Source organism: Xanthomonas sp. NCPPB 1638 (genome assembly GCF_041475635.2).
Taxonomy (GTDB): domain Bacteria; phylum Pseudomonadota; class Gammaproteobacteria; order Xanthomonadales; family Xanthomonadaceae; genus Xanthomonas; species Xanthomonas cucurbitae.
On the sequence record NZ_CM192984.1, the window covers coordinates 3,236,404 to 3,250,034 of the forward strand.

The window sequence follows — 13,631 nt, forward strand, 5'->3', positions numbered from 1 at the left end:
TCGATCTGTAGGACGTGGCGGGGTCGCGGCTTAGGCCGCGGCCTGCCGGAATTCAGGAGTGCGCGACAGCAACGCCAGGGAGAACACACCCCAGTCCTGCGTCTCGTTGCGGAAGGCACGTTCGATGAAGTGCGCATAGCGGCCCTGGGCCAGCTCGCCGGGCTCCACCGCCTGGGCCTGTTCGAAGCTGCGCTGGCCGTAGAGCTCGTCGATGGTCAGCGCGACGTCGCCGCCGCTCTGACGCATGATGAGCACGCGCTGGCCTTCCTGCAGCACCGTGCGCCGGCCCTCCAGGAACTGCTTCAGATCGATCACCGGAAACAGGTTGCCACGCAGGTTGCCCACGCCCAGCAGCCAGGGCTGGGCGCCCGGCACCGGCGTGACCGGCGGCATCGGTACGATTTCCGCCACTTCGCGAAAATCCGAGACCAGTCGCCGGGTACCGACGCGATACCCCACGCCACGCCAGATATCGGCCGAGAACTGGCGTTCCGGCAGCGGCGTGGCGTGCGCAAGACTACGCCGTTCGTAGTCTTCGAGAATGTCGAATGGAGAGCGCATCAACGCACCAGTTGTTTGATGCGCGCGAGCAGATCGTCTTCGCGCGGCGGCTTGACGATGTAGTCGCTGGCACCTTGCCGCAACCCCCAGGCCTTGTCGGTTTCCATGCCTTTGGTGCTGACCAGCAGCACCGGGATGTCCTTGGTGGCCTGGTCGCGCGCCAGTGCGCGCGTTGCCTGGAAGCCGCTCATGCCGGGCAGCACCACATCCATCAGCACCAGATCAGGCGCCTGGCTGCGTATCAGCTCAAGTCCCTGCTCGGCGTTGTCGGTGGCGACGACGGTGTGGCCGGCTTTTTCCAGCCATTGACTGAAGACTGCCCTGTCGGTGGGCGAGTCCTCGATCAATATGATTCGAGCCATGTTGCCTTTCCCCCTGGTCAGGCGTGGACGTAGGTGCGGATCGCGCTCAGTAGTTCTTCACGGGTGAATGGCTTGGTCAGATACTGCTCGGAACCGACGATGCGGCCACGCGCCTTGTCGAACAGGCCATCCTTGGACGACAGCATGATGACCGGCGTCGATTTAAAGAGCTGGTTGCCCTTGATCAACGCACACGTCTGGTACCCATCCAGGCGCGGCATCATGATGTCCACGAAAATGATCTGCGGTTGCTGGTCGGCGATCTTGGCCAGTGCCTCGAAACCATCGGTCGCTGTCACCACCTCACAACCTTCCCGCTTCAGCAGCGTTTCGGCGGTGCGGCGGATGGTCTTCGAATCGTCGATGACCATCACCTTCAGTCCTGCGAGTTCCCCACCCGCAGCCATGTTTTCAGTCATGCAAATATCCCCAGGCGCGCGACGCTTCATCCCTTACGGCGTCGCTACGAAAGTGCATGTATATCCCAAGACCCGCATTGACTGTCAAGGGTGCCCTGCCACCGCCCCGCCAGGCGGACGTTTCAACCACGCCAGGATGTGTCGAAACCGGCAAGTCGCGCATCTGCGACCGAGCCGGGTGCGCCATCACCCATCGCTTGAAGCTACCATCGGCAGCCTGTTCGAAAGGTTTAGCCCCATGTCGCTCGACGTCGTTGTGGTGATGGATCCCATCGCCTCCATCAAGATCGCCAAAGACACCACCTTCGCCATGCTGCTGGAAGCCCAGCGCCGTGGCCACCGCCTGCACTACGTGCGCCCGGGCGGGTTGAGCCTGCGCGAAGGCCGCGCGGTGGCGCAGGTCGCGCCGCTGGGCGTGCGCGAGGACAAGGCCAGCTGGTTCACCCTGGGGGAGTTCGCCGAGCTGGCCTTCGGCCCCGGCCAGGTGGTGCTAATGCGCAAGGACCCACCGGTGGACGCCGAGTTCGTCTACGACACCCAGGTGCTGAGTGTCGCCCAGCGCGCCGGCGCGCAGATCGTCAACGACCCGCAGGGCCTGCGCGACTACAACGAAAAACTGGCCGCATTACTGTTTCCGCAATGCTGCCCGCCTACCCTGGTCAGCCGCGATGCGGCCGCGCTCAAGGCCTTCGTGCTGGAGCACGGCCAGGCGGTGCTCAAGCCGCTGGACGGCATGGGCGGGCGTTCGATCTTCCGCAGCGGCACCGGCGACCCCAACCTCAATGTGATCCTGGAAACGCTGACCGACGGCAACCGCAAGCTGACCCTGGCGCAGCGCTTCATCCCCGACATCACCGCCGGCGACAAGCGCATCCTGCTGGTGGACGGCGAGCCGGTGGACTATTGCCTGGCGCGCATCCCGCAGGGTGACGAATTCCGCGGCAACCTGGCCGCCGGCGGGCGCGGCGAAGGCCGGCCGTTGTCCGAACGCGACCGCTGGATCGCCGCGCAGGTGGGGCCGGAAATGCGCCGCCGCGGCATGCGCTTCGTCGGCCTGGACGTGATCGGCGACTACCTGACCGAGGTCAACGTCACCAGCCCCACCTGCGTGCGCGAGCTGGATGCGCAGTTCGGCCTGAACATCGCCGGGCGGCTGTTCGATGCGATCGAGGCCGGCGTGCCGCAATGAGCACGGCGGCGGCCCTGACTGCAGCAGTGGACGAACGCCGGCGGCTGACCACCACGCTGGTGATCTCGCTGGTGCTGCACGGCGCGCTGATCCTGGGCGTGGGCTTCGCGGTCAGCGAAGACGCGCCACTGGTGCCGACCCTGGACGTGATCTTCAGTCAGACCAGCACCCCGCTGACGCCCAGGCAGGCCGACTTCCTGGCGCAGGCCAACCAGCAGGGCGGCGGCGACCACGACACCGCCCAGCGCCCGCGCGACAGCCAGCCCGGCGTGGTGCCGCAGGACCGCACCGGCCTGGCGCCGCAGGCGCAGCGCGCCACCAGCGCTCAGGCTCCGGCCCCCACCCAGACCCGGGTGGTGAGCAGCCGCCGCGGCGAGCAGGCCATGCCGACGCCGCAGCCGAACCCGCAGACCGACCCGCTCACCCCGTCCGATGCGCAACGCATCCAGCGCGATGCGGAGATGGCCCGGCTGGCGGCCGAGGTGCACCTGCGCTCGGAACAGTACGCCAAGCGCCCGAACCGCAAGTTCGTCTCCGCCAGCACCCGCGAGTACGCCTACGCCAACTACCTGCGCGCCTGGGTGGACCGTGCCGAGCGCGTGGGCAACCTGAATTATCCGGACGACGCACGCCGCCGCCGACTGGGCGGCAAGGTGGTCATCAGCGTGGGCGTGCGCCGCGACGGCAGCGTGGAAGGCAGTCGCGTGCTGATCTCCAGTGGTGTCCCCGCGCTGGACGCGGCCGCGCTGCGGGTGGTGCAACTGGCACAGCCGTTCCCGCCGCTACCCAACACCCAGGACGATGTGGACATCCTGGAAGTCACCCGGACCTGGCTATTCCTGCCCGGCGGCGAGTTGCACGACGACCGCTGACACCCCCCAGGCGTCGTCGACGCGACGGCATGGCCGACTACACGACCTGCCGCGTGCGGCAGCTGGCGCGACAGGTCAGCGGCTCATCTGGCCGGCGGGGTCGAAGCCTTGCCAGTGCAGCAGGCTGTGCGCCAGGCACAGCGCCATCGCGGCGGCGTTGGTCCACTACCCTGCACGCAGGGCGAACGGACCACCACAGTGCATATCGTCGATCGGCGTGAAGCTACCCGGCGCGCAGAATTCCAGCGTGATGCCCGGCGCATCGCCGACCGCCAGGCCGAGCAGACACCCGCGAAAACGTGCGCGCCGGGCAGCGTCGGTCATGGCGTCGCGGCGGCTGCCTTCGCGGCGCGGGCGGCCTGTTGCTCGACCAGGGTGAGTGCGACGTTGTCGCGCAGATAGGCTGGCTCCACCCGCTCCGGCGCTACGCCTTCGCCGCGCTGCAACGCCGGCACCGCGAGCGTGAGCAAATCGGCCGCACGCGGCAGCCCGGTCGCATCGACACTGGTCAGGCGGGTCGCAAAACGCTGTTGCAGCAGTGCGTCGGCTGCGGCGAAACCGGTGCCGACACCGGCCATGCGCGCTGCGGTGTCGGGCACCGCGAGCGCGTCCGGTGCGCACACCATCTCCGGCACCAGTTCCAGCAAGGTGTCGCCGCTGCGCGCGAACACGCCGGCATACACCTCGCCCATGCGCGCATCGATGCAGGCCAGCACATGCGTGGCCTCGGCCGGCGCGCGCAAGGCCAGCACCTGCAGCGTGGAGACGGCCAGCACCGGCAGATCCAGCGCCAGGGCGATGCCTTGCGCGATGCCGATCGCCAGACGCACGCCGGTGAAGGCGCCAGGCCCGCGGGCGACCGCGATCGCATCGAGCTGGCGCCGGGCGATGCCGGCGTCGGCCAGCAGCGCGTCGGCCCAGGGCAAGGCCAGTTCGGCGTGGCGACGCGGTGCCAGTTCGAAGCGCTCGATCACACGTCCATCCACGTGCAGCGCCACGGAGCAGGCTTCGGTGGAGGTTTCGAAAGCGAGGACTTTCATGGCAGGACCGCAGGCAGGAAGGGAAGCTCAGTCATCGCCGAACGGCAACGCGAGCACGCCATTGTCGCCCACTGGCTCGGCGACGCCAAAGAACGCGCGCACCTCGCCGATGTCGCGCGTGCGCGCAAACGGTGGCAGCGAGGCCATGAAAGTGCGTCCGTAGCTCTTGTTCACCAGCCGCGGGTCGCACAACACCAGCACGCCACGGTCGGTTTCGCTGCGGATCAGCCGGCCCACGCCCTGCTTCAGCGCGATCACGGCCTGCGGCAACTGCTCGTCGCGGAACGGGTTGCCACCCTCGCGGCGGATCGCATCCAGCCGCGCTTCGAACACCGGGTCGTCGGGCGCGGCGAACGGCAGCTTGTCGATCACCACCACGCTCAGCGCATCGCCGACCACGTCCACGCCCTCGCGGAAACTGGCAGAGCCCAGCAGCACGCCGTTGCCGGAATCGCGAAAGCGCTGCAGCAGGGTCGCGCGCGGCGCCTCGCCCTGCACGAACAGCGGCCATGGCGCACCGCGCAGCGCGTCGGCGGCCTCGCGCAGCGCGCGGTGCGAGGCGAACAGCAGGAATGCGCGGCCATTGGAGGCCTGCAGCACCGGCGTCAGCGCCGCGATCAAGGCGGTGCCGAAGCCGCGCGCGGCCGGGTCGGGCAGATTCGGCGGCAGATAGCACAACGCCTGGCGTGCCCAGTCGAACGGGCTGGGCTGCAGCAAGGTCACCGGGTCGCGCAAGCCCAGCCGCAGTGCGATGTGGTCGAACTCTCCGCCCACCGCCAGCGTGGCCGAAGTGAACACCCAGGCCGCCTGCGACTTTTCGCGGTGCGCGCGCAGCGGGCCGGACACATCCAGCGGCGTGCGCTGACAGCGAAAGCCACGCGGGCTGAGCTCGTACCAGAGCACATCGGTATCGACCGTCGCTTCTGGCGGATCCTGCGCAAAATCCGCTACCGGCAGATCTTCGCCCAACCAGCGCGAGAGGCGATTCAAGGCTTCCTGCGCACGCGCGGTGCAGCCGTCGAACCCCGGCGAGGCCTCGCGCAATGGCAGCAAGGCCTCGCCCAGCCGCGCCAACGCCGACAGCACCGCATCGAAACCTTCGCGCACCTGCGGCTTGGCCAAGGCGCGCCACTGCGTGCCACGCGGCGGCAGCCCTTCCATGCCGGCGCGCAGGCTGCGCAGCGCATCGTCCAGGGCCAGGATCGGCGCCTGCAGGCTGGCTTGCGCACCGGCGACCAGCCGCGCCTCCACCATGCAATCGCGCGCCAGTTCCTGCCACGGGCGCATGCCGAAACTTTCGCCAAAGAAATTGGCCGCCAGTTCTGGCAGCTGATGCGCTTCGTCGATGACGAAGGCCTGCGCGCCCGGCAGGATCTCGCCGAAACCTTCCTGCTTGAGCGCCAGATCGGCCAGCAGCAGATGGTGATTGACCACCACCAGATCGGCGGCCTGCGCACGCTGGCGCGCCTGCACCACGAAGCACTCGCTGTAGAACGGGCAGTCGGTGCCCAGGCAGTTGTCGACCGTGGAGGTCACCATCGGCAGCAGTGGCGAATCGTCCGGCAGGGCATCCAGTTCGGCCATGTCGCCGTACTGGGTGCGCCCGCTCCAGGCCACGATGCGCTGGAACTGGGTGACCTGCTCGGGCGTGGCCAGGCGTGGCTCGCCCCGCGCCTGCTGGGTGCGGTACTTGCACAGATAGTTGGCGCGGCCCTTCAGCAACGCGCTGCGCAGGCCCACGCCCAGCGCGGCGCGCACGCGCGGCAGATCGCGATGGAACAGCTGGTCCTGCAGCGCGCGCGTGCCGGTGGAGACGATGGTCTTCAAGCCCGATAGCAGCGCAGGCACCAGATACGCATAGGTCTTGCCGGTGCCGGTGCCGGCCTCGGCCAGCAGCACATCGCGCTGTTCAAAGGCCTCGGCGATGGCGCCGGTCAAACGCAGCTGCGCAGCGCGCGGCGCAAATGCATCGAGCTGGCGCGCTAGCGCCCCGCCCTCGCTGAGCGCATCGATGCTGGCAGTGGCAAGTTGGGACATGAGACCGAACGGATGCAGGTGGACAAGCCCGCCAGCCTAACGCGTGCGCAGGGATGCTGCCTGCTTGCCGGATCGGGTGGACCACCGCATCGCATCCAGATGCAGGCGCTCACCCTTGCCAATCGACCGGGCGCGACGCACCCGGCCCTGCGGTCCTCAGTAACGCTTCATGCCCGGCACGGTGCAGCCAGCGATCTGCGTCTTGGCGGAAGCGGCGTTCTCTTTCTCGCCGCGCGCCAGTCGCGATTGCTCGATGGTGGCCCAATGGCGGCGGCACAGCGGGCCGGTCTTGGAGCCCAGATCCACCGCCTGCTTGGCGAAGCGTTCGGCGGCCGGCCAGTCGGCCTGCAACACCGCCACTTCCGCGCGCTCCTGCAGGATCGCCGGATCGCCGGAAACCAGCCCGATCGCCTGATCCAGCGCGGCCGCCGCACCCGGCAGATCGCCGGCCTGGCGTTTGGTCCTGGCGGCTTCGCGAAGATCATCCACCTGCGGGTCGCGCAGTGGCTGGACCGACAACTCGGTGTCGTCGGCGCCGGCCTCGCGTTCGATCAATCCCAGGCGCTGCGCAGGCGTGGTCGGATCGACCGGCGCTGGCGGCGGCGCAGGCGGCGCGGTGACGCAGGCGGTGACTGCGGCTAGTACCCCGATCAGGGCGAGAATACGGTGCAATCGGGTCATCTGGTCACTCCAGTCAATGGGCAGGGGGCGCCGAAGCGGGCGCTGGCGCAGGGTCTTCCGGCCGCTTCTCCAGACCGAAGAAGCGTCGCCAGCCGCCACCGCTGGACTGCTCGGCAGGCGCTGTGGCCTCGCCGGGCGCGCCGGCGATGGGCGGTGCGGTCCCGGCACAAGAGGCGAAGGCAGGCGTGAAACCGACCACGAACGGGAACTGGCGCGCGCCCGGGCAGCCCGGATTGGTCACGCCGGTGCCGGCCGCGTCCACCCATTGCCAGTCCAGGCCCTTGCCACTGACCTTGAGCGGTGCGCTGGGCAGGCGCGCGAAGATGCTCGACCACACCCGCATCGCGCCGGTGGCGCCGTACAGGCCGGTCTGCTCGTTCTGGTCGTTGCCCATCCAGATCACCGCCAGGTGGTCGCCGGTATAGCCGGCATACCAGCTGTCGCGGCCGTCGTTGGAGGTACCGGTCTTGCCGGCCGGAGACAGCCGGCCCAGGCCGTCGCCCAGCAACTGGCGCGCGGTTCCGCCGCTGACCACCTGTTGCAGACCGATGCTGATCAGGTTGGCGGCGACCGAATCGCCTTCCTGCGCCGGCGCGGGGGTCTTGTCGTAACGCTTGAGCAGCTTGCCTTGCGGGTCGAGCACGCCACGCACCGCATGCAGCGGCTGGATCTCCCCGCCGGCGGCCAGGAACTGGTACAGCTGCGCCATGCCGTACGGGCTCTGGTCGGTCGCACCCAGGATCAGCGACGGATTCGGGTCGGCCTTGATCCCGGCCAGTACCTGGATCAACTGCGCGATACGGTCGGCCCCCACCTGCATGCCCACCCGCACCGTGGCCTGGTTGTAGGAATGCGCCAGCGCATCGATCAGCCGCACCGTGCCATGGCTGCGGTTGTCGGAATTGCCCGGCGACCAGGTCTTGCCGCGGCTGAGCTGCACGGTGACCGGCGAATCGTCGACCCAGCTGGACAGCGCCCAGCGGTCCGGCGAGGCCAGCGCCAGCATGTACACGAACGGCTTGAGCAGCGAGCCTACCGGCCGTTGCGCTTCCACCGCCCGATTGAAGCCGGGCTTGGCGACGTCGCGGCTGCCGACCACCGCCAGCACATCGCCACTGTGCACGTCGGTCAGCACCAGCCCGGCCTGCAGCGGCGGGCGCTTCTTGTTGTCCAGCCGCTTGATGGTGCCGGTCACCGCGCCTTCGGCATAGGCCTGGGCCGCAGGCGACATGCCGGTGAGCACGCTCATGCCGGCCCCCTGCAGCACGCCTTCCGGATAGTCGTGCGCCAGTTGCCGCCGCACCAGGTCCACGTAGGCGGGAAAGCGGTTCGCCGCGACCAGGCCCGGCTCTTTCGGCACGCCCAGCGGCGCGGCGAGTGCGCGCTTGTACTCGGCGTCGTCGATCAGCTGGTTCTCGTGCAGCTTGCCCAGCACGAAGTTGCGCCGGTCCAGTGCACGTTCCGGGTTACGCCGGGGGTCGTAGTACGACGGCCCCTTGACCAGCCCGATCAACAGGGCGATCTGTTCGGTGGTCATCGACGTGAGCTCGCGCCCGAACCACAGCTCGGCACCGGAGGACACGCCGTGGATCGCCTGCCCGCCGCGCTGGCCCAGATACACCTGGTTGAGATACGCCTCCAGGATGGTGCGCTTGTCGTAGCGCGCCTCCATGATGACCGCGTACAGGATCTCGTTGAACTTGCGGGTGAGCGTCTGCTCCTTGCCGATGCCGAGCAGGCCGCTGCGGGCCAGCTGCTGGGTCAGCGTGCTGGCGCCCTGACGTACCTGGCCGCCCGAGCGCAGCATGATCCAGGCCGCGCGCAGCATGCCACTCAGGTCGATGCCGTGGTGGCTGTTGAAGTCGCGGTCTTCCACCGCCTGCAGGCCGGTGACCAGCAGCTCCGGCACCTCTTCCATGCGCACCAGGCGACGTTCTTCCTGCTTCTGCCCGTACAGCGTGGCGATGCGCGCCGGATCCAGCCGCGCACTCTTGAGCGCCTTGCGGGTACCGGTATCGCGCAGGCTCGCCACCCGCCCGCCGGACAGCGCCACCTCGATCCGGCGCGCCGGCACCGCACCATCCACGTCGTTGTAGCCGCGGCTGGCGATGGTGAAACGGCTGCCGTCCTGCTGGTACGTGCCGGCCAGCTTGGCCTGTCCGTCGTCGCGGTAGGACGCCGCATCCAGTTCGGTCTTCAGGGTCGCCGTGTCCAGCGCGTTGCCGGGGGCCAGCACCAGGGGGCGTCCGTACACGCGGGTGGGGATCTGCCAACGCAATTCGCCGAAACGCTGGCTGACCTGGGTGTTCAGATACACCGTGTAGGGAATCAGGAAGCCGAGCGCAAGCGCCAACGCGGCAAATCCCCAGACGATCAGCCTGCGTTGCCAGCGGGAGCCTTGCTCTTGGGAGTCGTCCTCGAAGTCTTCGGGATCGTCGTGGTCGTTGCGTCGGGGCACGGGAATGCAGGCATGGAGAATCCGGCGAGTCTAGCGCAGCGCTGTCGTGGCTGCCGCCTGCGGGTTCGGCTTGACTTAAAAATGGCTAAACCGCAAGCCTGCCCGCCGTGCCGCGCATGCGGGCGATACCGCGGGCGAATCGGCAGGCCATGCTCGGAATCGGCGGCGGCCCCTCGTACACTGCGGGTCCGCCGCGCGGTCCACGCCTCGCACCACGACCGCGCACCCATCGCATCTGCCGCTGCATGCTGGAGTTTCTAAGGAATGTCGATGTCCCTGGCCGACGCGCGTTATCTGTTCAATCGCGTGCTTGGCCTGATCCACCGCAGCGTGGCAAGCATGCGCACCCGTGGCTGGCGTGCCACCTGGCAGCGCATCCGCGTGCATACCCAGGCACCGCCGGTCGCGCTCGGCACGCCGTTGTGGTTGCCGCCGCCGGCGCCGTTCGCTGCGTTCGCCGTGCCGTACAACGCCACCCCGCGCGTGAGCGTGGTGATCCCGGTCTACGACCACATCGCCCACACATTGGCCTGCCTGCGCGCGCTGGCCGCGCATCCGCCACAGCTGGCGATGGAAATCGTGGTGGTGGACGATGGCAGTAGCGATGCCACCACCGCACAGCTGCCGCAGATTGCGGGCCTGCGCTACCACCAGCGCTCCAGCAACGGTGGCTTCATCGCCGCCTGCAACGACGGTATCGCCGCCTCACGCGGCGAGTATGTGGTGCTGCTCAACAACGACACCATCCCGCAGCCAGGCTGGCTGGATCGGCTGCTCGCCACCTTCGACCAGCATCCTGGCGCCGGCCTGGTCGGCGCCCAGCTGGTGTATCCGGATGGGCGGCTGCAGGAGTCCGGCGGCGTGGTGTTCGGCGATGGCAGCGCCTGGAGCTACGGCCGCTTCGAATCGGCGCAGGACCCGCGTTACGCCTATGTCCGCGCAATGGATTACTGCTCGGGAGCCGCCATCGCGCTGCCACGCGCGTTGCTGCACACGCTGGGCGGGCTGGATCGCCGCTATATGCCGGCCTACTACGAAGACACCGACCTGGCCTTTGCGGTGCGCGCTGCCGGCCACCAGGTACTGGTGCAACCGGCCAGCGTGGTGGTGCACGACGAAGGCACCAGCAACGGCACCGACGTCCGCACCGGGGTCAAGGCGTATCAGGTGCGCAACCAGAGCGTGTTCGCCGAGAAATGGCAGTCCGCATTGGCGGCGCACTTGCCGGTGGGCACCGTCCCCGGCCCGGCGCAACTCCACCGCGCGCAACGCCAGGTGCTGATCCTGGACGAATGCGTACCGCAACCGGACCGCGACTCGGGCTCGCTGCGGCAATTCAACCTGATCCGGCTGCTGCGCGAAGAAGGCGCGCATGTGGTGTTCGTCCCGACCCGGCGCGAGCATGCCGGACGGCATACCCTGGCACTGCAGCAGCTGGGTGTGGAAGTCTGGCATGCGCCATTCCTGGACGGCATCGCTGGCTGGTTGCGCACCCACGGTACGCGGTTCGCGGCGGTGCTGCTGGTGCGTCATCATGTGGCGCACGCCTGTCTGCCGCTGCTGAAGCAATACGCTCCGCAAGCGCGCACGCTGTTCGACACCGTGGACCTGCACTACCTGCGCGAACGCCGCGGCGCCGAACTCGCCGCCGATGCCAACCTGCTGCGCAGTGCAGAGCGTACCCGCCTGCGCGAGCTGGAGGTCATGGCCGCCACCGATGTCACCCTGCTGGTGTCGGCCGCCGAACAGGCGCAACTGCGTGTGGACGCGCCGCAATTGCGCACCGCCCTGCTCTCCAATCTGCACGAGGTGGCCGGCAGCGGCCTGCCGTTCGCGCAACGCCGCGACCTGGTCTTCGTTGGCGGGTTCCGGCATGCCCCGAACGTGGATGCAGTGCAATGGTTCATCAGCGCGATCTTCCCGCAGGTCCGCGCACAGCTGCCCGAGGTGATGTTCCACTGCATCGGCGCAGACCTGCCCGAGGCGTTGCGGCTGCTCGCCGACGAATCCCCAGGCGTACAGCTGCACGGCCATGTGCCGGACTTGACCCCGTTCATGGACAACGTCCGCATCGCGGTGGCGCCGCTGCGCTTCGGCGCAGGCGTCAAGGGCAAGATCAACCTCAGCATGGCGCACGGCCAGCCGGTGGTCGGCACCACCTGCGCGGTGGAGGGCATGCACCTGCGCGATGGCGACGACGTCTGCGTGGCCGATCAGGCCGATGCCTTCGCCGATGCCATCGTGCGCCTTTACCAGGATGCGACGCTGTGGCAGCGCCTGGCCCACAACGGGCTGCGCAACGTCGCCGAGCATTTTTCGCTGGATGCCGCGCGCGATACCGTGCGGACATTGTTCATTGCCGATTGAGCCGGCAGATTGAGCTGGCCGTGTTGGCTCGGCCCATCGCCGGATACACAGCCGGCGGCGGCGATGTGTGAACCCATCAGCGCTGCTCGGTCACCGCCCTGACCCTGCGCGTGAACTCGGCCAGCTCCGGCAGGCCGGGATCCAATTGACGCGCCTGCTCCTGCGCACGTCGCGCGAACGCCGCATCTTCCTGGCCCAACCGCTCGCTGCCGACGGCGATCCAGCGCTGCGCCAGGCGGCGGCGTGCGCCGGCCACCGCATCGCCATCGGGGGTCAGTGCCTGCCACGCATCCAGGCAGCCGCGCGCGGCGCGCAAACGGTTGTCGCGCAGTTCGTCCTCGAAACAGCGCCGGCTGGCGGGCGCCACGCGCGCGGCCGCCTGCAGCACGCGCGGATCGCGTGGCGCCAGGGCTTGCGCGGCGCGCACGGCATCGTAGGCGCTGGCACCGGGCGGCGTCATCCACTGCTGGCGCGCCTGAGCCTCGACGGCGCGTTGCAGCAGCGCACGCAGGCGGCGCTCGCGAAGCCCGCGCGACAAGCCGGCGGCAGGTCCGCGTTGCGCCTCGCGCGCGCGCGCGATGGCCTGCTCGGCCTGCACGATCGCCAGCTGCCCAGGCGCCAGCTCCTGCGCCTGGCGCAGCGACTGCGCGGCCTGGTCGAAGCGGAAATCCGCTGCCTGTCGTGTGGCCTGTGCGGCGTATTCGCCGGCCACCCGATCAAGCCCGCGACGCGCGCCAGCATCCTCCGGCTCGGCCGCCAATACTGCCCCGAAATCGCGCGCGGCCGGCGCCAGGCGGCCACGCCGCAGCAGCCCCTCGGCACGTTGCCGGCGCAGGTCCAGCAGACGGTGGTAGTGCCCCTCGGTCGAGGGCAGATCCACGTGCCCGGCGTCATACACCCTGGCCGCCGCCAGCAACCCGGCCGCCTCGCCAAATGCGTCGCGGGCCAGGGCCTGGCGCGCCTGCGCCAACAGGTCGGTCAAGGCATCCTCGCGCCCTTCCAGCGCATCGGTCCGCTCCGGCGCCAGGGCCAGGATGCGTTGGAACAGCGGCAGCGCACTGTCCGGCGTGCCATCCAGGCGGCCTTGCTGCTGCGCCGCCACCGCGCGGGCCAGCATGGCATCCAGCCCCGCCCGCTGCGCCTGCAGTTGGCGCAGATGCACCGCAACCGGTGCGATCTGCGCCTGCGGCACTTGCAGCACATCCGCCAATGCCAGCGCGCGCTGGGCGGCCGCTGCGTCACCGGCGGCGATGGCCGCACGCGCCTGCACCACCGCGGCCGCCCCTGTCCGCGCCAGTCCGGCGCGCGCCTCGCTGCGGTCACCATCCAGCGCCAGCGCGGCGGCATACAATTCGCGCGCACCGTTGCCATCGGCAACGCTGAGCTGGCCACGCGCCAATGCCGTATCGCCACGCTGCAGCAACTGCTGGATGCGGCTTTCCGGCCACAACCAGTCGGCCAGCGGCTTGCGCAACACCACCGCGCTCACCACCAGGCAGGCGCACGACAGCATTGCCACACGCCACAGCGCACGATTGCGCAACGGCGCCCAGAGGCGCGCAGACCTGGCCCAGCGCGGCAGCGAAAACATGGGGTGGCGTCCATCCTTGGCGCGACCTGACGGGGGCGCGTTCACCCGGCCATG

11 protein-coding genes and 1 pseudogene are annotated in these 13,631 nt (G+C 69.2%); 3 read left to right on the plus strand and 9 right to left on the minus strand.

From position 1 onward, the window contains the following. Positions 1–30: 30 nt before the first annotated feature. The 3 genes from ACCQ13_RS13930 to pilG are packed head-to-tail and all read right to left on the minus strand — an operon-like array spanning position 31 to position 1,342. Positions 31–561 carry a chemotaxis protein CheW gene (locus ACCQ13_RS13930; protein WP_039413900.1) on the minus strand — a complete coding sequence of 177 codons (531 nt, stop codon included), beginning with the start codon at positions 559–561 and terminating at the stop codon, positions 31–33. Continuing rightward, entirely contained in the window at positions 561–923 is a 363-nt protein-coding gene (locus ACCQ13_RS13935) for a response regulator (RefSeq protein ID WP_104603165.1), read from the minus strand. The genes ACCQ13_RS13930 and ACCQ13_RS13935 overlap by 1 nt, the downstream gene beginning before the upstream one ends. Before the next feature lie 17 nt (positions 924–940). Beyond that, the gene (gene pilG, locus ACCQ13_RS13940; protein WP_104562659.1) at positions 941–1,342 is read right to left on the minus strand and encodes a twitching motility response regulator PilG; all 402 of its coding nucleotides are present in this window, start codon (positions 1,340–1,342) and stop codon (positions 941–943) included. Positions 1,343–1,580: 238 nt separating this feature from the next. Between pilG and gshB the strand changes: the two genes are divergently transcribed. Beyond that, a complete protein-coding gene (gene gshB, locus ACCQ13_RS13945) occupies positions 1,581–2,531 on the plus strand; it encodes a glutathione synthase (protein WP_104603164.1) in 951 nt (316 codons plus the stop codon). Continuing rightward, the gene (locus ACCQ13_RS13950) at positions 2,528–3,403 is read left to right on the plus strand and encodes an energy transducer TonB family protein (protein WP_104603163.1); all 876 of its coding nucleotides are present in this window, start codon (positions 2,528–2,530) and stop codon (positions 3,401–3,403) included. The genes gshB and ACCQ13_RS13950 overlap by 4 nt, the downstream gene beginning before the upstream one ends. A 78-nt stretch (positions 3,404–3,481) precedes the next feature. Here ACCQ13_RS13950 and ACCQ13_RS13955 read toward each other — a convergent pair. The 5 genes and pseudogenes from ACCQ13_RS13955 to mrcB form a co-directional block, all read right to left on the minus strand. After that, positions 3,482–3,727 (minus strand): annotated as a pseudogene (locus ACCQ13_RS13955) (ADP-ribosylglycohydrolase family protein); the annotation flags it as partial. After that, positions 3,724–4,443 (minus strand): tRNA (adenosine(37)-N6)-threonylcarbamoyltransferase complex dimerization subunit type 1 TsaB, encoded by a 720-nt coding sequence (gene tsaB, locus ACCQ13_RS13960; protein WP_104603162.1) that lies wholly within the window; start codon positions 4,441–4,443, stop codon positions 3,724–3,726. The pseudogene ACCQ13_RS13955 and the gene tsaB, both read right to left, overlap by 4 nt. A gap of 27 nt (positions 4,444–4,470) precedes the next feature. Continuing rightward, on the minus strand, positions 4,471–6,480 hold the full coding sequence (gene yoaA / locus ACCQ13_RS13965; RefSeq protein WP_104603161.1) for a DNA repair helicase YoaA: 2,010 nt from the start codon (positions 6,478–6,480) through the stop codon (positions 4,471–4,473). A gap of 156 nt (positions 6,481–6,636) precedes the next feature. Then, positions 6,637–7,161: a tetratricopeptide repeat protein gene (locus tag ACCQ13_RS13970; RefSeq protein ID WP_104603160.1), complete on the minus strand. Its 525-nt coding sequence runs from the start codon at positions 7,159–7,161 to the stop codon at positions 6,637–6,639. Between the two features lie 13 nt (positions 7,162–7,174). After that, complete coding sequence (gene mrcB / locus ACCQ13_RS13975; protein WP_104603159.1) at positions 7,175–9,619, minus strand: penicillin-binding protein 1B; 2,445 nt, start codon at positions 9,617–9,619, stop codon at positions 7,175–7,177. Positions 9,620–9,883: 264 nt separating this feature from the next. On the opposite strand from mrcB, the gene ACCQ13_RS13980 reads away from it, so the two are divergent. Continuing rightward, positions 9,884–11,986, plus strand: a complete 2,103-nt coding sequence (locus ACCQ13_RS13980; RefSeq protein WP_104603158.1) for a glycosyltransferase — start codon at positions 9,884–9,886, stop codon at positions 11,984–11,986. Between the two features lie 76 nt (positions 11,987–12,062). Here ACCQ13_RS13980 and ACCQ13_RS13985 read toward each other — a convergent pair whose 3' ends face one another. After that, entirely contained in the window at positions 12,063–13,577 is a 1,515-nt protein-coding gene (locus ACCQ13_RS13985; RefSeq protein WP_167526925.1) for a hypothetical protein, read from the minus strand. Between the last annotated feature and the right edge of the window lie 54 nt (positions 13,578–13,631).

Excerpts from the sequence above, each read along its gene's own strand:
- yoaA (WP_104603161.1), bottom strand. The coding sequence starts at position 6,480 with ATGTCCCAACTTGCCACTGCCAGCATCGATGCGCTCAGCGAGGGCGGG.
- tsaB (WP_104603162.1), bottom strand. The coding sequence starts at position 4,443 with ATGAAAGTCCTCGCTTTCGAAACCTCCACCGAAGCCTGCTCCGTGGCG.
- ACCQ13_RS13950 (WP_104603163.1), top strand. The coding sequence starts at position 2,528 with ATGAGCACGGCGGCGGCCCTGACTGCAGCAGTGGACGAACGCCGGCGG.
- ACCQ13_RS13970 (WP_104603160.1), bottom strand. The coding sequence starts at position 7,161 with ATGACCCGATTGCACCGTATTCTCGCCCTGATCGGGGTACTAGCCGCA.
- pilG (WP_104562659.1), bottom strand. The coding sequence starts at position 1,342 with ATGACTGAAAACATGGCTGCGGGTGGGGAACTCGCAGGACTGAAGGTG.
- ACCQ13_RS13935 (WP_104603165.1), bottom strand. The coding sequence starts at position 923 with ATGGCTCGAATCATATTGATCGAGGACTCGCCCACCGACAGGGCAGTC.
- ACCQ13_RS13930 (WP_039413900.1), bottom strand. The coding sequence starts at position 561 with ATGCGCTCTCCATTCGACATTCTCGAAGACTACGAACGGCGTAGTCTT.
- ACCQ13_RS13980 (WP_104603158.1), top strand. The coding sequence starts at position 9,884 with ATGTCGATGTCCCTGGCCGACGCGCGTTATCTGTTCAATCGCGTGCTT.
- gshB (WP_104603164.1), top strand. The coding sequence starts at position 1,581 with ATGTCGCTCGACGTCGTTGTGGTGATGGATCCCATCGCCTCCATCAAG.
- ACCQ13_RS13985 (WP_167526925.1), bottom strand. The coding sequence starts at position 13,577 with ATGTTTTCGCTGCCGCGCTGGGCCAGGTCTGCGCGCCTCTGGGCGCCG.